This window comes from Streptomyces sp. NP-1717, from assembly GCF_022695985.1.
In the GTDB taxonomy this organism is placed as follows: domain Bacteria; phylum Actinomycetota; class Actinomycetes; order Streptomycetales; family Streptomycetaceae; genus Streptomyces.
The window spans coordinates 71,895-93,156 of the sequence record NZ_JAAPBF010000001.1; the positions used below are offsets into that span (position 1 = coordinate 71,895).

The 21,262-nt window shown below is 71.0% G+C and carries 21 protein-coding genes; 9 read left to right on the forward strand and 12 right to left on the reverse strand.

Annotation, left to right across the window (positions count from 1 at the left end; all coding sequences use genetic code 11):
- Positions 1-175 precede the first annotated feature (175 nt).
- From GXP76_RS00300 to GXP76_RS00315, 4 genes are all read right to left on the reverse strand, one after another.
- Positions 176-2,530 carry a glycoside hydrolase family 65 protein gene (locus GXP76_RS00300; RefSeq protein WP_242569319.1) on the reverse strand — a complete coding sequence of 785 codons (2,355 nt, stop codon included), beginning with the start codon at positions 2,528-2,530 and terminating at the stop codon, positions 176-178.
- On the reverse strand, positions 2,527-3,276 hold the full coding sequence (locus tag GXP76_RS00305) for an HAD family phosphatase (RefSeq protein ID WP_242569320.1): 750 nt from the start codon (positions 3,274-3,276) through the stop codon (positions 2,527-2,529). The genes GXP76_RS00300 and GXP76_RS00305 overlap by 4 nt, the downstream gene beginning before the upstream one ends.
- 205 nt (positions 3,277-3,481) lie before the next feature.
- On the reverse strand, positions 3,482-4,822 hold the full coding sequence (locus GXP76_RS00310; protein WP_242569321.1) for a PP2C family protein-serine/threonine phosphatase: 1,341 nt from the start codon (positions 4,820-4,822) through the stop codon (positions 3,482-3,484).
- Between the two features lie 108 nt (positions 4,823-4,930).
- Positions 4,931-5,425: an FBP domain-containing protein gene (locus GXP76_RS00315; RefSeq protein ID WP_242569322.1), complete on the reverse strand. Its 495-nt coding sequence runs from the start codon at positions 5,423-5,425 to the stop codon at positions 4,931-4,933.
- 111 nt (positions 5,426-5,536) lie between these two features.
- Here GXP76_RS00315 and GXP76_RS00320 point away from each other — a divergent pair, with 111 nt between their 5' ends.
- Together GXP76_RS00320 and pgm are read left to right on the forward strand one after the other, a co-directional pair.
- The gene (locus GXP76_RS00320; protein ID WP_242569323.1) at positions 5,537-6,151 is read left to right on the forward strand and encodes a TetR/AcrR family transcriptional regulator; all 615 of its coding nucleotides are present in this window, start codon (positions 5,537-5,539) and stop codon (positions 6,149-6,151) included.
- A gap of 34 nt (positions 6,152-6,185) precedes the next feature.
- Complete coding sequence (pgm, locus tag GXP76_RS00325; protein WP_242569324.1) at positions 6,186-7,832, forward strand: phosphoglucomutase (alpha-D-glucose-1,6-bisphosphate-dependent); 1,647 nt, start codon at positions 6,186-6,188, stop codon at positions 7,830-7,832.
- Positions 7,833-8,277: 445 nt separating this feature from the next.
- Here the strand turns inward: pgm and GXP76_RS00330 are convergent, their stop codons facing one another.
- Positions 8,278-9,153, reverse strand: a complete 876-nt coding sequence (locus GXP76_RS00330; protein WP_374359520.1) for a hypothetical protein — start codon at positions 9,151-9,153, stop codon at positions 8,278-8,280.
- Positions 9,150-10,406, reverse strand: coding sequence for a glycosyltransferase family 4 protein (locus GXP76_RS00335; RefSeq protein WP_242569325.1), 1,257 nt, complete (start codon positions 10,404-10,406; stop codon positions 9,150-9,152). Before GXP76_RS00335 ends, GXP76_RS00330 begins: the two co-directional genes overlap by 4 nt.
- Positions 10,407-10,634: 228 nt before the next feature.
- Between GXP76_RS00335 and GXP76_RS00340 the strand changes: the two genes are divergently transcribed.
- The 5 genes from GXP76_RS00340 (at position 10,635) to GXP76_RS00360 (ending at position 14,930) form a co-directional block, all read left to right on the forward strand.
- The gene (locus GXP76_RS00340) at positions 10,635-11,462 is read left to right on the forward strand and encodes an aldo/keto reductase (RefSeq protein ID WP_242569326.1); all 828 of its coding nucleotides are present in this window, start codon (positions 10,635-10,637) and stop codon (positions 11,460-11,462) included.
- 89 nt (positions 11,463-11,551) lie between these two features.
- Positions 11,552-12,622, forward strand: coding sequence for a hypothetical protein (locus GXP76_RS00345; RefSeq protein WP_242569327.1), 1,071 nt, complete (start codon positions 11,552-11,554; stop codon positions 12,620-12,622).
- A 95-nt stretch (positions 12,623-12,717) separates the two neighbouring features.
- Positions 12,718-13,503 carry an SAM-dependent methyltransferase gene (locus GXP76_RS00350; RefSeq protein WP_242569328.1) on the forward strand — a complete coding sequence of 262 codons (786 nt, stop codon included), beginning with the start codon at positions 12,718-12,720 and terminating at the stop codon, positions 13,501-13,503.
- Between the two features lie 128 nt (positions 13,504-13,631).
- On the forward strand, positions 13,632-14,432 hold the full coding sequence (locus tag GXP76_RS00355) for a PrsW family intramembrane metalloprotease (protein WP_242569329.1): 801 nt from the start codon (positions 13,632-13,634) through the stop codon (positions 14,430-14,432).
- Positions 14,433-14,453: 21 nt separating this feature from the next.
- Positions 14,454-14,930 carry an SRPBCC domain-containing protein gene (locus tag GXP76_RS00360; RefSeq protein ID WP_242569330.1) on the forward strand — a complete coding sequence of 159 codons (477 nt, stop codon included), beginning with the start codon at positions 14,454-14,456 and terminating at the stop codon, positions 14,928-14,930.
- Positions 14,931-15,308: 378 nt separating this feature from the next.
- Here the strand turns inward: GXP76_RS00360 and GXP76_RS00365 are convergent, their stop codons facing one another.
- Positions 15,309-16,103: a LysR family substrate-binding domain-containing protein gene (locus GXP76_RS00365; protein WP_242569331.1), complete on the reverse strand. Its 795-nt coding sequence runs from the start codon at positions 16,101-16,103 to the stop codon at positions 15,309-15,311.
- 58 nt (positions 16,104-16,161) lie between these two features.
- On the opposite strand from GXP76_RS00365, the gene GXP76_RS00370 reads away from it, so the two are divergent.
- Positions 16,162-16,566, forward strand: coding sequence for a DUF5997 family protein (locus GXP76_RS00370; protein WP_242569332.1), 405 nt, complete (start codon positions 16,162-16,164; stop codon positions 16,564-16,566).
- Between the two features lie 58 nt (positions 16,567-16,624).
- On the opposite strand, the gene GXP76_RS00375 is transcribed toward GXP76_RS00370, so the two are convergent.
- From GXP76_RS00375 to GXP76_RS00385, 3 genes are all read right to left on the reverse strand, one after another.
- A complete protein-coding gene (locus tag GXP76_RS00375; RefSeq protein WP_242569333.1) occupies positions 16,625-17,062 on the reverse strand; it encodes a hypothetical protein in 438 nt (145 codons plus the stop codon).
- Positions 17,063-17,244: 182 nt separating this feature from the next.
- Entirely contained in the window at positions 17,245-17,478 is a 234-nt protein-coding gene (locus tag GXP76_RS00380) for a hypothetical protein (RefSeq protein ID WP_242569334.1), read from the reverse strand.
- An 89-nt stretch (positions 17,479-17,567) separates the two neighbouring features.
- Positions 17,568-18,215 (reverse strand): TetR/AcrR family transcriptional regulator, encoded by a 648-nt coding sequence (locus GXP76_RS00385; RefSeq protein ID WP_242569335.1) that lies wholly within the window; start codon positions 18,213-18,215, stop codon positions 17,568-17,570.
- A 256-nt stretch (positions 18,216-18,471) separates the two neighbouring features.
- Between GXP76_RS00385 and GXP76_RS00390 the strand changes: the two genes are divergently transcribed.
- Positions 18,472-18,660: a hypothetical protein gene (locus GXP76_RS00390; RefSeq protein ID WP_242569336.1), complete on the forward strand. Its 189-nt coding sequence runs from the start codon at positions 18,472-18,474 to the stop codon at positions 18,658-18,660.
- 94 nt (positions 18,661-18,754) lie between these two features.
- On the opposite strand, the gene GXP76_RS00395 is transcribed toward GXP76_RS00390, so the two are convergent.
- Positions 18,755-20,059 carry an SLC13 family permease gene (locus GXP76_RS00395; RefSeq protein ID WP_242569337.1) on the reverse strand — a complete coding sequence of 435 codons (1,305 nt, stop codon included), beginning with the start codon at positions 20,057-20,059 and terminating at the stop codon, positions 18,755-18,757.
- A gap of 375 nt (positions 20,060-20,434) precedes the next feature.
- Positions 20,435-21,187, reverse strand: a complete 753-nt coding sequence (locus tag GXP76_RS00400) for an IclR family transcriptional regulator (RefSeq protein WP_242569338.1) — start codon at positions 21,185-21,187, stop codon at positions 20,435-20,437.
- Between the last annotated feature and the right edge of the window lie 75 nt (positions 21,188-21,262).

Here is a 21,262-nt window from a genome sequence, read left to right on the forward strand (position 1 = left end):
CCGCGACGGCGGGGCCGGGCCCGGTGGACCACACCGCGTCGACGAGGCCGTCACACGTCGGGGCCTCGTCCTCCTCGCCCCGCCGGCTGTGCGCCCGGTGGCCGGCGCATGCCATCACTGCCGTCCAGTTTCACATCATTTGCCATGGCATGCGAAAGGTGCGCGTCGTGTGAGGTCAGCGGCGGTGCCGGGGCGCGTTGGGCCGGCGCCCCGGCGGGTACTCCGGCGTGGGCGGAGCCACGACGGCGGGGATGGCGCGGGCCTCGGCGACTCCGCCGTGGACGGTGAGGGGGTCGCCGTAGTGGTGGATCCGCAGCGGGTCACCGGTGGGGAGGGTGTACGTGGCGGTGGTCGGGGTGATCTCGACACGGAGGTGGCGGTCCTGGAACTGCACCGTGAACGCGAGCCGGCTGATCTCCTCGGGGAGCCTCGGAGCGAAGTCGAGCCTGTTCCAGCCGTGCCGCATCCCGCCGAAGCCGACCACCAGCACCATCCAGGCACCGGCGAGCGAGGCGATGTGGAGTCCGTCGCGGGTGTTGTGCTCCAGATCCTCCAGGTCCATCAGGGCGGCCTCGGTCAGATAGTCGTAGGCCAGTCGCAGGTGTCCCGTCTCCACGGCCATGACCGCCTGGCAGCAGGCCGACAGGGAGGAGTCGCGGACGGTGAGGGGTTCGTAGTAGGCGAAGTTGCGCGCCTTGTGATCGGCGTCGAAGTACGAGCTGCACTTGACCATCGCGAGGACCAGGTCGGCCTGTTTGACGACCTGCTTGCGGTAGATGTCGAAGTACGGGAAGTGGAGCAGGAGCGGGTACTGGTCGGGGCGGGTGTTCTCGAAGTCCCACACCTGGTGCCGGGTGAATCCGGCGTCCTGCTCATGGACCCGCAGCTCACTGTTGTAGGGGATGCTCATGGCGTCGGCCGCGTCGCGCCATGTCGCGCTCTCCTCGTCGTCCACGCCGAGCCGGGCCGCGACGTCGGCGTTGCGCTCCACGATGTCCGCCGCCGCCGTCAGATTCGTCCGGGCCATCAGATTCGTGTACGTGTTGTCGTCCACGACGGCGCTGTACTCGTCGGGGCCGGTGACGCCGTCGATGTGGAAGGCGCCGTGGTGGTCGTGGTGTCCGAGCGATCTCCACAGGCGCGCCGTCTCCACCAGCAGTTCGACGGCGCAGTCGCGCTCGAACTCCTCGTCGTGCGTGGCGGACAGGTACCCCAGGGCCGCGTCGGCGATCCCGGCGTTCACATGGAAGGCGGCGGCGCCGGCGGGCCAGTAAGCCGAGCACTCCGAACCCTCGATGGTCCGCCAGGGGAACGCGGCTCCCCGCAGCCCGAGTTGCTCCGCGCGCTCTCGCGCGGCCGGCAGGGTGCTCTGGCGCCAGCGCAGCGCCTGTGCCACCGCGTCGGGCGAGGTGTAGGTGAGCAGCGGCAGGACGAACGCCTCCGTGTCCCAGAAGGCGTGCCCGTCGTAGCCGGAACCCGTCAACCCCTTGGCGGGGATGCCCCGTTGCTCGGCGCGGGCGCCGGCCTGGAGCACATGGAAGAGGGCGAACCGTACGGCCTGCTGGATCTTCTCGTCACCGTCCACCTGTACGTCGCCGCACTGCCAGAAGTCGCCGAGGTAGGCGCGCTGTTCGTCGGCGAGTCCCTGCCAGCCGACGCTCGCGGCTCCGGCGAGCGCCGCGTCCACCTGGTCGGCGACGGCGGGCAGCGACCGGGTGCTGGACCAGCCGTACGCGACGAGTTTGTCCAGGCGCAGGCTCTTCCCCGGGGCCAGGACGGAGGTGACGGTCAGCCGGGCGATGTCGTCGTCGGACTCGCATTCCGTCGTGGTCGGCTCGGGTCCGGTCACGACGTGGTCGGCCGCCGCGCCGACGCGCAGGCCGCTGCGGCGTGTGCGGTGCACCAGCCGCAGCCGGCTTCCGGAGGCGAACGTCTCCTCCGCTTCGAGCGGCGACTCCAGCGCGACGGCGGCGCGGGGGTCGGCCGCCGCGCCGGGCAGTTGTTCGTTGGCCACCAGCTCCGACTGGATGACGATGCGCACCTCGGTGTCGACCGCCTCGACCTGGTAGGAGACGGCGGCGACCGAGCGCTGGGTGAAGGACACGAGCCGGGTGGAGCGCACCCGTACGGTGCTTCCCGCCGGTGAGGTCCACTCGCAGGTGCGGTGCAGCAGACCGGTACGCAGGTCGAGGACCCGCTCGTGGGAGCGCAGTTGCCCGTAGCGCAGGTCGAAGGGCTCGTCGTCGACGAGCAGACGGATGATCTTGCCGTTGGTGACGTTGATGACGGTCTGGCCGGACTCCGGGTAGCCGTAGCCGGCCTCGGCGTAGGGCAGGGGGTGCAGTTCGTGGACACCGTTGAGGTAGGAGCCCGGCAGACCGTGGGGTTCGCCCTCGTCCAGGTTGCCGCGCCAGCCGATGTGGCCGTTGGAGAGGGCGAAGACCGACTCGCTCTGCGGGAGCACGTCGAGGTTGAGCTCCGTCTCCCGCAGCGACCAGGGCTCCACCGCGTACATCGAGTCGGTGATCATGCCGGCGGCTCCCGGTCGGCCAGGTCGGCCAGATCGGTGACGACCGTGTCGGCGCCGTGGGACCGCAGGGCGTCGGCCTGGCCCACCCGGTCGACGCCCACGACGTACCCGAAGTGTCCGGACCGGCCCGCCTCCATGCCCGCCAGCGCGTCCTCGAACACGGCGGCGGCCGACGCCTCGACCCCGAGGTCACCGGCCGCCGCGAGGAAGGGAGCGGGGTCGGGTTTGCCGGGCAGTCCGCGCTGCGCCGCGACGACTCCGTCGACACGGGTGTCGAAGAGGTCCTCGGCGTCGATCGCCCGGAGGATGTCACGGCAGTTGGTGCTGGAGGAGACCACGGCGGTACGCAGCCCGCCCGCCCGGACGGCCTTGATGTAGCGCAGCGAACCGCCGTACGCGTCGACGCCGCCGGCCTTGATCCGCTTCAGCAGCCGCTCGTTCTTGCGGTTGCCCAGCCCCTGGACGGTGGCACGGTCGGGCGGGTCGTCCGGTGTGCCTTCGGGCAGTTCGATACCGCGCGAGGCGAGGAAGGTGCGCACGCCGTCGGCGCGGGGAAGGCCGTCGACGTACCGGTTGTAGTCCGCGACGGCGTCGAACGGGCGGAATTCCCCGTCACCGCGCTCCCGCAGGAACTCGTCGAATGTCTCCTTCCAGGCGGCCGCGTGGACGACGGCCGTCTTGGTGATGACACCGTCGAGGTCGAAGAGACAGGCCTGGATTCTGTCCGGGAGGCCGAGTTTCGTCATGCGGGGCACCTTCTGCGTGGAAGGGAGCTGCGTTCCCGGTAATCGTAGGGCGGCCGGCCGGACCGGTCCTTGTGAACATTCGCCGCGCGGCCTTGGTCACGCGGGTAAAGGACCGGATGATCCCGCGGGATTCCCGGAGGAAAGTCCGGGAGGGCACATCAGGAAAATCGCGGGGAATTCCCCCGGCGGGCCGACGGCCCTTCGCTCATTCGGCGGTCGCGGTGTACGGCTCGATGCCGGGCGGGATACGTACGGCGATCATCGCGATGTCGTCCGTGCCTGCGTCCCCCAGTGCCACGACGAGTTCGTCGCAGAAGGTCTCCAGCGATTCGCGGGCCAGTGCGGCGGCGTGTCTTCGCAGCCGCGTCATGCCGTCGTCGAACGTCTCGCTGCGGCGCTCGATCAGCCCGTCCGTGTACAGCAGGACCGTCGATCCCGGCGGCAGGGATTCTGTCGCGTCGGGGCGGATCGTGTCGGGCACGACGCCCAGCAGGATGCTCCGGCCGTCCTCCAGGAAGCGGGTGTCGCCGTCGCGGGTGATCAGCAGCGGGGCGGGGTGCCCGGCGACGGCGTACTCGAAGACCCAGGGGCTGTCCGGTTCGGGTTTGGCGAGCAGGCCGTAGAGGCAGGTGAGGGTCTGCCCCGGGTAGAGGATCTCGTTCGCGGCGTCCAGCCGGGCGAGGATCTTGCCCGGCGGTTCCTTGCGGTCGCAGGCGATGCCGCGCAGCATGTTGCGCATCTGGCTCATGGCCACCGCGGCCTTGAGGTCGTGTCCGGTGACGTCGCCGATGATCAGGCTGAGGGCACCGTCGGGGAGCAGGAACGCGTCGTACCAGTCGCCGCCGACCTCGGCGCTCGCCCGCGCGGGGTCGTACCGTGCCGCGACCTCCAGCGGGCCCCCGTGGGGGAGGTCGGGCAGCAGAGAACGCTGGAGCCGTTCGGCCGTGTGGGCGATCTGGCCGTGCAGGCGTGCGCTGTCCACGGCCATGGCGACGCGGTGGGCCAGGTCCTCGATGAGCGGCAGCCGGTCGTCGTCGTCGAGCCTGTCCGGGTCGGTGCGCACCAGGGTCAGTACGCCCAGCACCTGGTGGCGGGCGCGCAGGGGGACCAGGACGGCGCGGTGCGCGCCCAGTTGCTCGAAGGTCCGCAGTTCGACGCGGTGCAGTGCGTCGGCGCCCTCGTCCGGGTCGGGGAACTCCTCCAGACGCAGCGGTCCGGCGCCCCGCAGGGCCCGCGCCAGCGGGGCCTCGGAGGTTTCCTCGGCCGGCGGCAGCAGCGCCTCCAGGAACCCGGAGGGCAGCACGTCCGGCTCCCGGTGCTCCACCACCGCGCGGCGCAATCGCACCTCGTTCTCGACCAGGTCGATCGCGCACCAGTCGGCGAGGGCGGGGACCAGCACCCTGCACAGTCGCCGGAGCCCCTGTTCGAGGTCGAGCGTGCTGGAGAGCGCCTCGGACGCGTTGGCCACAAGGGTCAGCCGGTCCAGGGCGTCCTGAAGGGCGCGGTCCACGTCGAAGGAGTCGTCACCGGTCGTCGAAGCGGTCACGTCGGGCTTCTTCCTCTGCGTACGACGCCGCGGTCCCCACCCCTGCGGGGTGCGCGTTTCGGCGTCCGGACGCGCCCGAGCGTATCCCTCCGGCGCGCGGCGCCCCCTTCAGGAACCGAGCTGGTCGAGGAAGGCGTGGAGATTCGCCCGAGTGCGCTCGATCTGCTGCTCCACGGTCAGGCTCTCCTCCATACGACCGCCGGGCGCGGCGGCTTTCTTTCCGCGCAGATAGAGGGAACACGCGAGATCGGTGCACATGTACAGCCCGACCGAATTCCCTTCCCGGCCCGCCTTTCCCCGCTTGCGCGCGGTCATCAGCGACACTCCGCCGCCCGGGTGCGTGGTCAGACAGAGAGAGCACATGCTGCGATGCAGATAAGCGCGGCGGCGTGCCGGATAGCGCAGCGTCACACCCACGAGCGCGCCTTCTCTTTCGGCGACGAGATAGCCGCGGTCGGGCGCCGAGAGGTCGAGCCAGCCCAGGAAGTCCAGATCGCCCCAGGGCCGCTGGTCGAGGTCGCGCGGCAGCGGAAGCCGCGCCGCCTCGCCCTTGGAGCAATTGACGAACGATCTGCGGATGTCCTGCTCGGTCACGGCTTTCATGGCCCCGAAGCTAACAGTTCCTAATCATATTAGGCAAACAATTATTTCTCCTAGGTATGCTGGGGCGGAGCCGACGGGGCGAGCACAGCGGAACAGCGGGAGGTGGCGCCCATGGCGCGCGCGGGACTGACGGTCGAGCGGCTGACCGAGGCGGCGGCCGATCTGGCGGACGAGGTGGGCTTCGAGAACGTCACCGTGGCCGCGCTCGCCCGGCGCTTCGGCGTGAAGGACGCGAGCCTCTACGCCCACCTCAAGAACGCGGCGGAGCTGCGGCTCAGGATCGCGCTGGTGGCCGTGGACGAGTTCGCGGAGCGAGTCGGCACGGCGGTGGCGGGCCGGGCGGGCAAGGAGTGCCTCGTCGCGTTCGCCGACGCCTACCGGGCGTTCGCGCTGGAACGCCCCGGCCTCTACACGGCCACCCAGCTGCGGATCGAGCCGGTGCCCTCGCCCCCTCCCCCGGCGTATCTCCGCACCATCGAGCTGACGTACGGGATGCTCCGGGCGTACGGCCTCTCGGAGCCGGACCTGACCGACGCCGTACGGCTGCTGCGCAGCACCTTCCACGGCTTCAGCACGCTGGAGGTCAACGGCGGATTCGCGGCCGACCGTGACGTCCAGGCGTCCTGGGAGCGGACCGTCGAAGCGCTCCATGTCCTGCTGGAGCACTGGCCGCGTGCGGCGGCCACGGCGCCCACTGGCGCGGCCTCACCTCATAGGGTTACGTAGGGCCCGGTCGACCGACACGATTTGGAGTTCGCCGATGGTGCACGACAGGGCCGGGCAGCCGGCGCAGCCCGAAGATCTGGTGGACGTGGCACGGCTGGTGACGGCCTATTACGCGCTGCATCCGGATCCTGCCGAGCCCGCGCAGCGGGTCACATTCGGTACGTCGGGGCACCGCGGCTCCGCCCTGGTGGCGGCGTTCAACGAGGACCACATCGCGGCCACCACCCAGGCCATCTGCGACTACCGGACCCGGCAGGGGACGGACGGGCCGCTGTTCCTGGGCGCCGACACCCACGCCCTGTCCGAGCCGGCCCGGGTCACGGCGCTGGAGGTACTGGCAGCCAACGGCGCGACCGTCCTGATCGACTCCGACGACGGCTACACGCCCACCCCCGCCGTGTCGCACGCGATCCTGACGTACAACCGGGGCCGCACCGGGGGCCTCGCCGACGGCATCGTCGTCACGCCGTCGCACAACCCGCCGGCCGACGGCGGGTTCAAGTACAACCCGCCCAACGGCGGCCCGGCCGGCTCGGACGCCACCTCCTGGATCCAGGACCGCGCCAACGCCCTGATCGAGGCGGGCCTCAAGGAGGTCCGCCGGATCCCGTACGCGCGGGCGCTGGCCGCCGACACCACGGGGCGGCACGACTTCCTGGGCCGGTACGTCGACGACCTGCCGTCGGTCCTGGACCTGGACGCGGTCCGCGCGGCCGGGATCCGGATCGGCGCGGATCCGCTGGGGGGCGCGTCCGTTGCGTACTGGGGCCGTATCGCGGAGCGGCACCGGCTCGACCTCACGGTGGTGAACCCGCTCGCCGACCCGACCTGGCGGTTCATGACGCTGGACTGGGACGGCAAGATCCGGATGGACTGCTCGTCGCCGCACGCGATGGCCTCGCTGATCGCGCAGCGCGACAAGTACACCATCGCCACCGGCAACGACGCCGACTCCGACCGGCACGGCATCGTCACGCCGGACGGCGGTCTGATGAATCCCAACCACTATCTGGCCGTCGCCATCCAGTACCTCTACGCGCACCGTGACAGCTGGCCGGCCGGTACGGGCATCGGCAAGACCCTGGTCTCCTCCTCGATGATCGACCGGGTCGCCGCCGACCTCGGCCGGACGCTCGTCGAAGTGCCCGTGGGATTCAAGTGGTTTGTCGACGGTCTGTACGACGGGAGTCTGGGCTTCGGCGGCGAGGAGAGCGCCGGCGCGTCGTTCCTGCGCCGTGACGGGAGCGTGTGGACGACCGACAAGGACGGCATCCTGCTCGCCCTGCTGGCCTCCGAGATCACCGCGGTCACGGGCTCCACCCCCTCTCAGCACTACGCGGCGCTCGCCGACCGCTTCGGCGCCCCGGCCTATGCCCGCGTGGACGCCCCCGCGACGCGGCAGGAGAAGGCGGTCCTCGCGAAGCTGTCGGCCGACCAGGTCACCGCCGACACCCTGGCGGGCGAGCCCATCACCGCCGTCCTCACCGAGGCGCCGGGCAACGGGGCGGCGATCGGCGGCCTGAAGGTGTGCACCGACAGCGCCTGGTTCGCGGCGCGTCCGTCGGGCACCGAGGACGTGTACAAGGTGTACGCGGAGAGCTTCCGCGGCCCCGAGCACCTCGCTGAGGTGCAGGAGGAGGCGAAGACGCTGGTGTCCACGGCCCTGCGCGCGACGGCCTGACGCGAGGCCGCCCGCGGGGGCGGGCCCACGAAGTATCGGCCCGGCCCGCGACGCCTCTCACCCCTGGGCCGTGTCCGACAATCCCGGCCGGTCGGCGACGCCTGGCACGGCAGCGCACCGCGTTGTCGTCGGACGGCACCGTAGGCCCAGTCCGAGCCCGGCCCTCCGCCTCGCGGTGCACGGCACCAGACCAGTCACTCCATGACGGGCGCCGGCCCCGCCGGGCTGCTGGTACCGCTCTCGACGGTCGACATCGTCGACACGGGCTCGGGCGCGTCAGTGGACTTCCCGGACGCCCGGCGTCCGCGCGCCGGCGATGTCGACCGCCCTGGCCTGCGGGCGGACGGAGCTGCCTGTCGGGTGCGGCCCAGGGCCGTGGAACGTACTCCCCCCGCGCCCGCTCCCTGACGAACCATCAACATCGTTGTCATGCAGTGGTGTTCAGTCACCGACCGGCCGGGGCGACCTCCACCGCGAGGTCGTTGTCGACCGTGTAGTACGGACGCACCGTCACCCCGCCGAGCGTGGCGGCCGGGTAGACGAAGACCGTCTTGCGGTCCGCGACGTCGTCCAGCAGGCGGGCCACCCGGATTCGCGGCGCGTCGGCGGCCGGGCGGACGTAGACGTCCCAGATCGCCGGTGCCGCTCCGGCCCCGCCCTGTCCGCCGTCCGCCGACAGGTCCCGGTAGTCGACGGTGAACGCGAAGTCCTGGTCCCCCTCGGGCCGGAGCGTGATCCGCCGCTCGGCGCCGTCACGGCCCCGCCGGTGCAGCGACGCCGCCGCGCCCTCCCCCAGCCGGGCGCCGAACAGCCGCGCCGTCACGGTCATCGAGTCGCCCGAGAAGTCGATGCGCCCGGCCTCCGCGTGCGTGGCACGCAGCCAGGCCCGTACGGCGAGACGGCCGTCCTTGGTGACGTACGGGATCCGGACGGCCAGCGGCGACGCCCGGCCGTCGCCGGCGCCGGACACCAGCGCGCGCAGATCGCGCAGGCCGGGCAGCAGCGGTAGGCGCTCCTCCCCCGGCGCGCCCAGGACGTACATGTCCCAGCGGCCCTCCTCAAGTGCGGGTGCCACGTCCAGGACGGCCCGCCACCGGTCCTGGCCCGCGGGCTCCAGCGCGACGACGCGGCCGGTCTCCTGCTCCGACCGCCCCTTCGGCGGGCGCGGTCGGAGCAGCAGCCGGGGCCGCGCGGTGTCGGGCAGCGGCATCGTCACGCTCACGACGAACCGCCCCTCGGCGTCGACGGTCGCGTCCGCGCGCGGCTTGTCCACCGGCCCGTTCGGTCCGTCTTTCGTACCGCCGTTCGTACCGCCGTTCATCGCCGGGCCTTCCGTACGGTCCGCACGACGCTGCTGGCCGCGACGAGCGCGGTGTCCTTCGCCGCGTAGCCCCCGCTCACCAGCGCGTGGTCCGTGCCGCGCGCCGGTTGCCGGCCGTCGCGCCGGGCCGCCAGCAGTTCCTCGAACAGCCGCTCGGCCTGGGCCACGACGGGGCCGGGGGCGTAACGGCGGGAGTTCTCCAGCGCGGTGCGCCCCATCCGGCGGCGCAGTTCGTCGTCGCGTACGAGGTCCAGCAGGGCGCCGGCCAGCGCGTCCCGGTCGCCGACCGGGACCAGCCGGCCGTCCTCACCGGGGGTGATGATCTCGCCGGGGCCGTACTCGCAGTCGGTGCTCACGACGGGCAGCCCGCAGCGCATCGCCTCGACGATGGTCATGCCGAACGGCTCGAAGTTGGAGGTGGCCGCTCCGATCGAGCCCTTGACCCACTCGGCTTCCATCGGTGTCACGGCGCCCATCAGAAATACGTTGTTGTGCAGGCCGAGCCGGTCGATGAGCCCGCGCAGCCTCTCCCGCTCCTCGCCCTTGCCGTAGATGCGCAGTTGCCAGTCGGGGTGCTCGGCGGCGACCGCGGCGAAGGCTTCGATCAGCAGGTCGAACCGCTTCACGGGCACCAGCCGTCCGGCGGCCATCACGACGCGCTCGCGGCCGTCGGCCGGCGGGAGGGTCGGGGCGGGGACACTGTTGGGCAGCGCCCGCACGTGTACGCCCGGCAGCCGCATCTTGCGCCGGTAGGCGGCGGCGTCGGCCTCCGTCACGGGGGTGATCGCGTCCAGGCGCGGGTAGACCCGGCGCAGCGCGTTGCGCAGGCGCGGCGGGTGGTTGTTGAGCGTGAGGTGTTCCTGTCCGACGCGTACCGTCCGCTCGGGGGCCTGGAGGGCGAGGTGCACGTTGAGCCCGGGGCGGGTGCCCACGACGACGTCGGCGTCGAGCGATGCCAGCGCTTCGCCGATGCGCTCGTCGGTGAGCGCGCTGTACTGGCGGTAGCGGTACTCGGACGAGGGGAAGATCTTCGCCGGTGTCAGATGCCGCGGGTCGTTCTTCTCGTGCCGCAGATCCACCAGCGGACGCAGCCGCACGCGCGGGTCGGGTGTGAGGTTCGGCCGCTCCCGGTGCCGGAGAGCCGAGATGATCTCCACGTCGTGCCGATCAGCCAGCGCGCGAGCCAAGTTGAACGTGGTCGTGATCGTCCCTCCTATCCCATACGCGTTGTGTATAAGAAATGAGATCTTCATGCCGTGCATGACGGGTTGCGCCCGATGAAGGTTGCTCGCGTAACCCCTTGGTAAGAAGAAAGGCGCCTCGCCGTGACCGGGCCGGCTGACGCGCCGTCGGATGCGGACCATGCGCGAGACCGCCGGAGCATTTGCCGCATTACGCTGTTTTACCGGCAATATGATCGGGAAGGCGGCCCTGTGGACCGACCCCGCACTGCTGTCGAGGCAGCACGAGAAGGAGCGACCATGACCGCGGTACCCGACATCACGCTGAACAACGGGGTGGAGATCCCCCAGCTCGGCTTCGGCACCTTCCAGATCCCCTCGGCCGACACCCGGGAGGCGACGCTGGCGGCGCTGGAGGTCGGCTACCGGCACATCGACACCGCGCAGATGTACGGCAACGAGAAGGAGGTCGGCCAGGCGGTACGCGACTCCGGGCTCGACCGGGGCGACATCTTCGTCACCAGCAAGCTGAACAACCCCTTCCACGCCCCCGACGCCGCGCACGCCGCGTTCGACCAGAGCCTTGAGGACCTCGGGCTGGAACATCTCGATCTCTTCCTGATCCACTGGCCGCTGCCCGGCGTCGGGGACTTCGTGGAGACCTGGAAGGCGCTGGAGGAGATCTACCGCTCCGGCCGGGTGCGCGCCATCGGTGTCTCCAACTTCCAGCCGAACCACCTCCGCCGCCTCATGGCCGGCTCCGTGGTGGTTCCCGCCGTCAACCAGATCGAGGCGCACCCGTATCTGACCCAGGACGAGGTCAGGGCGTTCAACGCCGAACAGGGCATCGCGACCGAGGCCTGGTCCCCCATCGCCAAGGGCAGGGTGCTGGAGGACCCGATCATCGCCCGTATCGCGAACGAGGCCGGCCGCACACCCGCGCAGGTCGCGCTCCGCTGGCACATCCAGCGCGGCGACATCGTCTTCCCGAAGTCGGTGACCCGCAAGCGGGTCGAGGAGAACTTCGCCCTGTTCGACTTCGAGCTGGGCGAGGCCGACATGGCCGACATCTCGGCCCTGAACCGGAACGAGCGCACCGGCCCCGACCCCGACCTCATGAACGGCTGACGCCCGGCCCCCTGCCCGGTCCATGACCGATGTTCCAACTCCGCAACCGTGGTCGGAGATCGGTCCGCGCATACGGCAAAATCTGTCGCATGACCGAACAACGGGGCAGCGCACCACCACAGAGCGCCACGGACGAGACCCTCGCGGCTCTGGCTGTCCGCCTCCGCGCGTCGGACACCGGCGGCTGGACGCGGGACGCCACCCGGGCGCTGGTCGTCCGGCTCGGCTGGGGCTGGAGCGACAGTCCCGTCGTGGCCACCGGCCGCTCCACCGGTGACGCGCGGCTGCGCCCGGTCGGGAAGTACGAGGAGCGTCACGTGAGCGGGGAGGCGTACGTCGAACTGGCCGTCCCCGTACGGCACGCCGAGCCGGACGCCGCCTCCCAGGCGGAGGCGTTCCGGATCGCGAAGGACGAGCTGACCGGCGCGCTGGGCGAACCGTCGATCATGGGTGTGCACGGCAGGCTCGCGCCGTTCCTCGGCACCGTGGGGAGCTGGGGCTCGCCGTACCTGCGCTGGCGCGGTGAGTCGGACACGCTCGAACTGCGCGCGGGGCGGACGGGGCCCGAACTGGTCCTTCAGCCGACCGATCCGGCGGAGAGCTGGTTCGTACGCCAGGGGAACGGCGAGGAGCACGGGATAACCGGCTTCTTCGGCTTCCGGTCCGACCCGTCGAACGGGGGTCTGACCTTCCCCGGCGGCTGGCGGGCCCACAGCTGGGAGTCGGTGACCAGGGCGCTCGCCGCCTTCCTGACCACGCTGCCGGCGGAGACGACCGCGCTCCGGACCCCGATGTGGATGCCGATCTACGGCCGCATCAAGGGGAAGGGCGCACCGATCCTGTTCGACATCGACTGCGGGGACCGGCTGATGATCGCCTCCTTCGCGGACGAGGAGATCGATCCGGCGTCGCTGGGCTGGGGCACGGCGGCCGAGTACCCGACGACCGGCCGTCCCTGGCCCGACGCCCGCCACCCGCGGCTGCGCATCGACGCGGGCGGTCCCGGCGAGCCCTCCGGCGAGGCGCTGGCCGGGACGATCGTGGCGACCGCCCGGGCGATGGGCGTGGAGTCTCCCGAGGACCTGCTGATCGGCACCGAGGCCGGGGACGTGGGCGAGTACCGCGTGACGTACTACGGGCTGGGTCTGTCGATGGCGTGAGCGGCGATTCGCGTGGACCGGTCACGGTGGCCTCATCATCGTTGACCGGTCACCGTGCAGTGATCAACTCACCGCCGCTGTGGGAGACTTGCCGCATGACGGCAGGGACGCCCAAACCTCAGGTGGACACCGGCAAGCCGCACCCGGCGCGGGTCTACGACTGGCTGCTCGGCGGCAAGGACCACTACGAGGTCGACCGTCTGGTGGGCGAGAGACTGCCGCCCGAGTCCAAGGACGGCGCCCGCCAGAACCGGGCGTTCATGCACCGCGCCGCCGCCTGGCTGTCCGGCGCCGGAGTCACACAGTTCCTCGACATCGGCACCGGCATCCCCACCGAGCCCAACCTGCACCAGATCGTCCAGGCGTCCACGCCGGCCGCGCGCGTCGTCTACGCCGACAACGACCCCATCGTCCTGCGTCACGCCGAGGCCCTGCTCGTGAGCACGCCCCAGGGCTCGACCGACTACATCCAGGCCGATGTGCGCAAGCCGCAGGACATACTGCGACACGCCCGCGCCACCCTGGACTTCGACCGGCCGATCGCGCTGTCGCTGATCGCGCTCATGCACTTCGTCCCGGACGACCAGGGCCCGTACGACATCGTCTCCAGCCTGGTCGACGTCCTGCCGTCGGGCAGCTATCTGGTGCTGTCGCACGCCGCGTCCGACATCGTCCCTGAGCTGTCGGACAAGGTCGTCGCCGAGTACGCGAAGGGCGGCATCAGGCTGGGATTCCGTACCCACGCCGGGGTCGGCCGCTTCTTCGACGGTCTCGAACTGGTCGACCCCGGACTGGTGACGGCGCCCTCGTGGTTCAAGGACACGGACGCTCCCGCCGAGGAGATGAGCGGCATCTACGCGGGCGTGGCCCGCGTCCCGTAACGCGATTCGCGTAACCGGCGGCTCGTGCGCGGCGGCGACGCGTCCGGGTCGCTGCACTCTCGCGCGGCCCGGTGCGGCTTACGCTGCGGTGGCTCCACTGCCGTCCAGCGGGAACGAGGTGCTGTGGGATGCCGACGACCATGCGCAAGTGGGCATGGCTGCCCGTCCTGGTCCTTGGGCTCGGGCTCTACTTCCTCGTACAGGGCACCCTCATCGACACCGGCAATGTCAACTACGTACCGTCCATGATCCTGTTGGGCGCGGTCGTCGTCCCCCTCGCCTTCCTGACCTTCGTCGCCGGGCGTACGGGCGAGTGGCGGATCGGGCCGTTCGTGCTGGCGATCGCGGCGCTGTTCGGCGGCGTGGTCGGGATCGTGACCGCCGGACGGCTGGAGTTCGACACACTCCGCGGCCTGGGCACCTCGACCCTGATCGGCATCGGCCTGATCGAGGAGTCGTGCAAGCTCATCGTGCCGGTACTGATCCTGGTGTGGCAGTGGCGGCGCGGCACCGTGCACGTCGCGGACGGGCTGCTCATCGGGGTCGCGGCGGGGATGGGGTTCGCCGCGCTGGAGACGATGGGGTACGCCTTCACGGCGCTGCTGGCGTCCCAGGGGAACATCGGGGACGTCGAGGAGACCCTGTTCCTGCGCGGGCTGACCTCACCCGCCGCCCACATGGCGTGGACCGGGCTCATCTGCGGAGCGCTGTGGGCGGCCGTGGCGGCGCGGTGGTCGCTCGCCGCCACCGTACGACTCGTGATCACCTTTGTGTTCGCGGTCGCCCTGCACGCGCTGTGGGACGGTGTCACCGGGCGCGCCGCGTACTTCCTCCTGGCCGCGGTCTCGCTCGGCTGGCTCCTCGTCGAACTCCACCGGAGCAACACCCTGACCTGGGACAGCCCGTCCGGAAGCGTACGACGCCCGTGAGGGCGCGCTAGGTTGGCACCCATGTACTCCACCCAGGTCTCCCGGCGTGTACGGGCCCCGCGAGCGGTTGTCTACCGAGCCCTGCTGGACGGCGACGCGGTCGCAAAATGGCGCGTGCCCGCCGGTATGAGCAGTCAGGTGCATGAGTTCGACGGCCGGGAGGGCGGGCGGTTCCGTGTCTCGCTCACCTACGACGCGCCGACGGGCACCGGGAAGTCGGCGCCGAACACCGACACGTACCACGGGCACTTCGAACGCCTCGTACCGGACGAACGGGTCGTGGAGGTCCTTGAGTTCGAGACTCCCGATCCCGCGATGCGCGGCAGCATGATGATCACGACCACGCTCAACGACGTGGACGGCGGTACGGAGGTGGTCCTGCTGCACGAGGGGGTCCCGGACACCGTGCCGACCGCGGACAACGAGACCGGTCAGCGCATGGCACTGGACAATCTCGCCCGGCTCGTCGAAGGGGGCCAGGGCCTGTCTTCAGAGTAGCGCCGTCCGCCCGTAGGGCGGGGCCTGGGCGTCTGGTGCGGTGCATCGCAAGGCGGAGGACCGGCCTCGTACCGGGCCGTACTCGGCCGCGTCCGACAACGCGGCGAGGTGCCGTGCCAGGCGTCGCGGGCCAGGCGGGACTTTGAAGACAGGACCTAGGGCCTGTCTTTTGGATCAGGCCGGATCAGGGAGCGGGGTCTGGTGCGTGCGATCGCAAGGCGGAGGAGGGAGGCATGGCGGAGCCATGCCGACCGACGACATCGCGGCGAGCGTGCGTGCCAGGGACCGCGAGCCCGGCAAGATCCGAAAGACAGGCCCTAGCGGCCGGCCCGGTTGAACCGCGGCGGTACGCGAACGGCTCACGGTGGCGGCCACACGCTACGAGCGGCGGCCGGGTTTGCCGCGCCTGCCGCTCTTCGCCCCGCCCGTACCGCCACCGCGGGAGTTCTTCCCCGTCGGCTTGCCGGCCGCGGGCTTGCGCCGCGCGCCGCCCGCGTCGGAACGCCCTGACTTCGCCTTCGACGCCTGCTGCTCCTGCGCCGGGGCCGGGCGGCGGCCCCGTGAGCTGTTGACGGTGCGCCCCCGGACGATCCCGATGAACTCCTCGACCAGGTCGGTGGTCCGCTCCTCCGGCCACGACAGGGCGACACGCGACTCGGGGGCGCCGGAGACCGGCCGGTAGGTGAGGTCCTTGCGGTGGTGCAGCCGGGCGAGCGACTGCGGGACGACGAGGAGGCCGATGCCCGCCGCGACCAGTTCGACGGCGTCCGCCGTCGTGGCGGGGCGCTCGTTCGCGGGCCGTCCGGGCAGCCGCCCCTCCCAGTCGAGGGTGTCGTCGAGCGGGTGCAGCACGATGTCGTCGGCGAGATCCGCGACGGACACCTCGTCGGCCGCGGCCACCAGGTGGTCCTTCGGGACGACGACCACGGTCGTCTCGGTGTAGAGCGGGATCGCGCTGAGATCGGTCCGGTCGACCGGCAGGCGCAGGAATCCCGCGTCCGCGCCGCCCGCGCGCAGCGTGTCGGCCGCTTCCCCCGCCGCCACCGGGGTGAGGGTCAGCGGGATGTCGGGCAGCCGCTCGTTCCAGATCCGCACCCACTTGCCGGGGATCACTCCCGGGACGTACGCGAGGCGGAACATGGGGGACGCGAGGGGTACCTCCGAGCCTGTCACGCCGCAAGGCTACCGGCCGTGGTCGGGAGCCCCGTATCGGCTCGATACTCTTGGCACCATGACGTCGCACCAGACCACCCAGACCATGAAGCCCGCCACGGCGGCGAAGAAACTGGGTGTGTACCTCGAGGCCACCCCCGCCGAATTCCAGGAAGGCGTCGTCTCGCGCGGCGAGTTGAACGCGCTGCAGAGCGATCCGCCCGAGTGGCTGGTGGAGCTGCGGCGCGAGGGCCCGCATCCCCGGCCGGTGGTCGCGGCCAAGCTGGGTGTCTCCATCGCGGGTCTCGCCCGCGGCGGTGTGACCGAGGCCCTCACGACGGAGCAGATCGAGGCGCTCAAGGCGGAGCTTCCCGCGTGGCTGCGGCGTGAGCGCGCCACGCAGGCCGAGGTCCGCAAGGAAGCGGCACGCATCAAGGAGAAGAACGCCGAGCGCGCCGACCAGGCCCGCCGCCCGCGCGCCTGACCGGCGGCGGGACGGCGGCACGGCCGGGCGGGCGGACCCGGCCGCCCGGCACGGGGGCCTACCGGGCGACCGGCCTGGTGCGGTCCGTCAGCAGGGACCAGATCACGAAGACACCGATCGCGATGGCGATCACCGCCCACACGGGCTGGTAGGGCAGCCACATGAAGTTCGCGACGATGCTCACGGCCGCCATGCCCACTCCGAGCACCCGCGCCCACGACGCGCCGCTCATGATGCCCAGCCCGGTGAGGACCAGGAGCACGCCCACCACCAGATGGATCCAGCCCCACGAGGTCAGGGTGAACTGGTACGTGTAGCTGCCGTTGAGCGTGTACACGTTGTCGCGCGCGATGCTGACGACACCGTTCAGAACGGCCAGGACGCCGTCCACGAACAGCAGCACTCCGGCGAACATCGCGCCGCCGGTCGCCCACGTACTGTGTCCCTTTCCGGACCGTGTGTGATGTGCCCCCGAAGGGGACGCGGTCTGTGCCATCAGAGCCTCCTCGGCCGAGTGCGTGGCCCGCTCTCCGGACCACACCGGCATGGGGCCGACAATCCGCCGCCCGCGCCCCCACGACCACCCGGACTGGTCCGTTCGGGTGAACGGTCACGGACCGGGACGGCGCGACGGCACGGACCCGCTGTCACGACACGCTTCCGGACTCTCACGGAGAGTCACTCCTGGATGTGGATGGTGAGCGCCGGACAGACGGAGGCGGCGTGGCGGGGGTGGTGCGGTTCTCCAACTGCATTGGAGCGCCGAGCTGTTGGTGGTGCCACCGCGCCACTACCCACGGCGTACACGCCCTCGGCCGCCCGGCAACGGGAGTCGCGGACCAGGCGGACTCCGCGCCCGATGTGCAGCTCGGTCAGCAACTCGGCTGCGCGGTGGCCCAGTTGGTTCGCCATGAGGGCGTGCTGGGGCCCCACGACGGTGACGTCCAGGCCCAGGGGTGCGTGGTGATCAGGCGGGGGTGCGGGTCAGGTGGAAGTCGTGATCAGGGACGGGTGACGGGTGCCAGCCACAGCCCGACGATGGCGTCGATCAGGCCGGTCCCGGCGTCGCGCCAGCTCGACCGGGGAGTGGCGGCGCCGAGCGCGAGCGCCCGTTCCCGCTCGGCGCACATGTGGACCATCAGCTGACGGGCCATGTCACCGCGCTCCGCCTGTACTTCGGAGGACAAGTAGGGCAGGCACTCGTCGAGTCCCTGGATGATCCGGTGCAGCGAGGTCGAGTCGAGCGTATCGGTGACCACGACCGCGCGCAGGCCCGGGTCGGTCATGGCCTGCGCGGCGAACCGCGCGTACCACGTGGGGCTCCCGAGCTCCGCGAGGTGATCGGTGATCGGGCGCACCAGACAGGCCACCCAGTCCCGTACGTCGGAGGAGTCCCCGGCCTCGATCACCATCCGCAGCCGGAGCTGCTCGACCGGCAGCGCGTGCTTGCGGACGATGGCCCGTACGAGGTCCGTCTTCGTACCGAAGTGGTAGCCGACCGCCGCGTTGTTTCCCTGGCCTGCCGCTTCACTGACCTGGCGGTTGGAAACCGCGAACACTCCGTGCTCGGCGAACAGCCGCTCCGCTGTGACGAGGATCAACTCGCGCGTCGCGTCGGCCCGTTCGCCGCGGCCGGTCTTCCCCGTCACGGGCACGAGCCGGCACTTCGCGCGGGAGGGGGATCCATCGCGCCTCCTGATGGCCGGCTCCGGCGTACGTGATCAGTGAACCGCGCCCCGTCTTCTCATGCAAGCGACTGACTTAACCTCGACGCGGACGCGAACGGCGTATTCGGCAGTTCATCGCCCGGCTAACGGAGTGGTCTCTCCCGCCGTCCCGTTATCGAGGGGCACCCGATGTGTATAGACGCAGAGTCCGAAGTACCCCTGCAGAAAGGGAAGACCCATGCGTCTCCGTACGACAGTCGCCGCCACCGCGCTCGCCGCTCTCACCCTTCTGGGCAGCGCGAGTGCCGCCTCAGCCGGCGAGCGGGGCGAGGAGCACGACGGCACCAACATCGTGAACAGCGAGATCGTCAACACCTGGATCGAGGACAGCTTCAACACCATCATCGTCTTCGGCAACCAGTTCTAAGACTTCTCGTATGTAGCCGGCCTCTCGTGGTGATCCGCGAGGGGCCGGTGGACGTCCGTGGGGACCGGCCACCGGCCCTCTCCCCCGGCCGGTCTCAGAGCGAGCCGGGGACGACGAACAGGCACCAGGTGACCAGGGGGCCCACCACGGCGATCCCGAGACCCCAGGTCATGAGCCGGCGGAAGACCAAGTCCCGCTGATCGGTCGGGGTGTTCGCGGTGATCAGCGCGCCGCTGGTGGAGAAGGGCGACGCGTCCACCACCGACGCGGATATGGCCAGCGCGGTGATGAGACCCACGGCTCCCACCTGGCCGGTGAGCAGGAACGGCACGGCCAGGGGGATCAGGGCCCCGAGCATGCCGGTGGTCGAGGCGAAGGCCGACACCACGGCGCCGATGAGGCAGATCAGCAGGGCGCCGAGGAGCGGGGCCTGGATGTCCGCCACCCGTTCGCCGAGGTAGTCGATGGTGCCCATGCGCTCCATCTGGCTGACGTAGGTGACGATGCCGCAGACCAGCAGCACGGTGGACCACGCGCAGCGGTCCACGGCGCCCTTGGCCGACTGCGGGGCGACCAGGGACAGGACGACCGCGACGGTGAGCGCCATCAGGCCCACGTCCAGGTCGAAGAAGAGCGCTCCGGCGACCAGGCCGAGGATCCCGAGTAGGGTCAGCGCGCGCGGAAGGTCGAGGCCCGGGGGCTCCGGCGAGGGGGTCCCGCCGCTCGCTTCCGTGCCGCCGCCCCGCTCAGCCACACCGTCGCCGGCGCCGTCCCCGTCCGTCGTCGCGATTCGCCCGAGCAACTGCCGGCCGCCGAAGATCAGGAAGATGATGACGCATAGGCCGACATTGAAGAGGAACGACGCCGTGAACAGCAGCGCGGGGTTGCCGGGGAGGTCGTTGCGTTCGACCACGTTGTTGGTGATGCCGCCGAACACGCCGATCGGCGAGAAGCCCCCGGCACTGGCCCCGTTGGCGATGAACAGCCCCATGAGCACGGGGCTTATGCCGTGCGACGCGGCGAAGCCGAGCCCGATCGGCGCCACGATCCCGACCGCCGCCGGCGTGACCGCGCCGACCGCCGTGAGGACCGCGGTGACCAGGAACATGACCCAGGGGATGAGGGCGATCCGGCCGCGTACCGCCTTCACGGCCGCGTTGACGAGCCAGTCGACCGTGCCGTTGCTCTTCGCGATCCCGAACAGCAGGGTCACGCCGACCAGCACGACGAAGAGGTCGCCGGGGAAGCCGGAGAAGATGTCGTCCGTGGACTCGTCCACCACCGTGGAGCCGACGATGAACGCCGCCACGATGGCGAGCACGCCGAGGTGGACCGAGGAGAAGGTCGCGAGGGCGAAGATCAGTACCAGGGCGATGATGGAGATGACTTGATCTGACACGAGGGCTCCCTTGCCGTCGGCCGAAGGGCATGTCGCGTTGCATCAGGGCGCGTCGGCGCGGCACGGGAGGTGCGCGCGGCACCGGAGATGCCGGAGTGCGAGGCGGCGCGCGAACGGTCCGCCCAGGTCCCGGACCGGGTCCCGGAGAAGCCCAGGAATGGGTGAATCATTCCGCCAGACGGAAATCGATTTCCGCAGTGGGGAGTATTGAAGGGGTTTTCCGGCGGCGTCAAGGGTCCTGCCGGAATCCCTCCGGACGGACAATGCGGCGGCGAGGCGGCCGGACCCTCTCGCTGTACGGCGCGGCACGGACGGTCCGGCCCTCGTCGCACGGACCGTCTCGGGTCGGCCAAGTCCGCTGCCGGACGGGCCCGTTCACCTCTCGCGTGAGTGGCCCAGCGCCGCGCTGACCTGCCGCGCCGTCTCGCTCACGAGCGCGCCGTGCACGGCGGTCGACTCCGGGGTCATCCGGCTGGTCGGCATGTTGACGCTGATGCTCGCGACCGGCGTGCCCGACTCGCCGAGGACCGGGGCCGCGACGGCGGAGACGTCGGAGCGCCATTCGCCGGTGTTGGTGGCGTACCCGCGCTCCCGGATCCGCGCCAGTTCGGCGCGCAGCACCTCCCGGTCGGTGACGGTGGCGTCGGTGAACTCCTCCAGCCCACCGGCGAGTTGACGCTCAATCACCTCCGGCGGGCTGGCGGCGAGCACGGCCTTGCCGTTCGCCGAGGCGTGGATGGGCAGATGGATGCCCAGGGGCAGGATGATCCGTACCGCCTTCGAGGTCTCCAGCCGCTCAATCAGCACCACATTGTCACCGTCCGGGACGGTCAGATGGACCGTCTCGTCGGTGCGTCTGCGCAGGTCCTCCATGAGCGGCACGGCCACGTCGCGCAGGCTCAGCTCACCGGTGGCGCGCCGGCCGACCTGGAGGGCCTTGATGGTCAGGACCCAGCGGGTGACCTCACCCGCGGCCGGGCGGATCCAGCCCGCGGTGTGCAGCGTGCGCAGTGCCCGCTGCGCGGAACTCTTGGGCAGGTCGAGGGCGCGGGCGAGGTCGGCGACACCCACCGGCTGACGTGCGGCGACCTCTTCCAGCACCCGAAGCGCGTTGAGAACGCTCTGCATCCGTTGACTCCCGAGTGGTCGGCTCCTATAGTCCGTGTGCCATCAGACGACACATCGTGCCACATTGTGGCACAG

Bases quoted from the DNA above. Each gene is read 5' to 3' on its own strand.
- GXP76_RS00300 (WP_242569319.1), bottom strand. From the start codon at position 2,530: ATGATCACCGACTCGATGTACGCGGTGGAGCCCTGGTCGCTGCGGGAG.
- GXP76_RS00305 (WP_242569320.1), bottom strand. From the start codon at position 3,276: ATGACGAAACTCGGCCTCCCGGACAGAATCCAGGCCTGTCTCTTCGAC.
- GXP76_RS00315 (WP_242569322.1), bottom strand. From the start codon at position 5,425: ATGAAAGCCGTGACCGAGCAGGACATCCGCAGATCGTTCGTCAATTGC.
- GXP76_RS00320 (WP_242569323.1), top strand. From the start codon at position 5,537: ATGGCGCGCGCGGGACTGACGGTCGAGCGGCTGACCGAGGCGGCGGCC.
- pgm (WP_242569324.1), top strand. From the start codon at position 6,186: ATGGTGCACGACAGGGCCGGGCAGCCGGCGCAGCCCGAAGATCTGGTG.
- GXP76_RS00330 (WP_374359520.1), bottom strand. From the start codon at position 9,153: ATGAACGGCGGTACGAACGGCGGTACGAAAGACGGACCGAACGGGCCG.
- GXP76_RS00335 (WP_242569325.1), bottom strand. From the start codon at position 10,406: ATGAAGATCTCATTTCTTATACACAACGCGTATGGGATAGGAGGGACG.
- GXP76_RS00340 (WP_242569326.1), top strand. From the start codon at position 10,635: ATGACCGCGGTACCCGACATCACGCTGAACAACGGGGTGGAGATCCCC.
- GXP76_RS00345 (WP_242569327.1), top strand. From the start codon at position 11,552: ATGACCGAACAACGGGGCAGCGCACCACCACAGAGCGCCACGGACGAG.
- GXP76_RS00350 (WP_242569328.1), top strand. From the start codon at position 12,718: ATGACGGCAGGGACGCCCAAACCTCAGGTGGACACCGGCAAGCCGCAC.
- GXP76_RS00355 (WP_242569329.1), top strand. From the start codon at position 13,632: ATGCCGACGACCATGCGCAAGTGGGCATGGCTGCCCGTCCTGGTCCTT.
- GXP76_RS00360 (WP_242569330.1), top strand. From the start codon at position 14,454: ATGTACTCCACCCAGGTCTCCCGGCGTGTACGGGCCCCGCGAGCGGTT.
- GXP76_RS00370 (WP_242569332.1), top strand. From the start codon at position 16,162: ATGACGTCGCACCAGACCACCCAGACCATGAAGCCCGCCACGGCGGCG.
- GXP76_RS00375 (WP_242569333.1), bottom strand. From the start codon at position 17,062: ATGGCACAGACCGCGTCCCCTTCGGGGGCACATCACACACGGTCCGGA.
- GXP76_RS00380 (WP_242569334.1), bottom strand. From the start codon at position 17,478: ATGGCGAACCAACTGGGCCACCGCGCAGCCGAGTTGCTGACCGAGCTG.
- GXP76_RS00390 (WP_242569336.1), top strand. From the start codon at position 18,472: ATGCGTCTCCGTACGACAGTCGCCGCCACCGCGCTCGCCGCTCTCACC.
- GXP76_RS00400 (WP_242569338.1), bottom strand. From the start codon at position 21,187: ATGCAGAGCGTTCTCAACGCGCTTCGGGTGCTGGAAGAGGTCGCCGCA.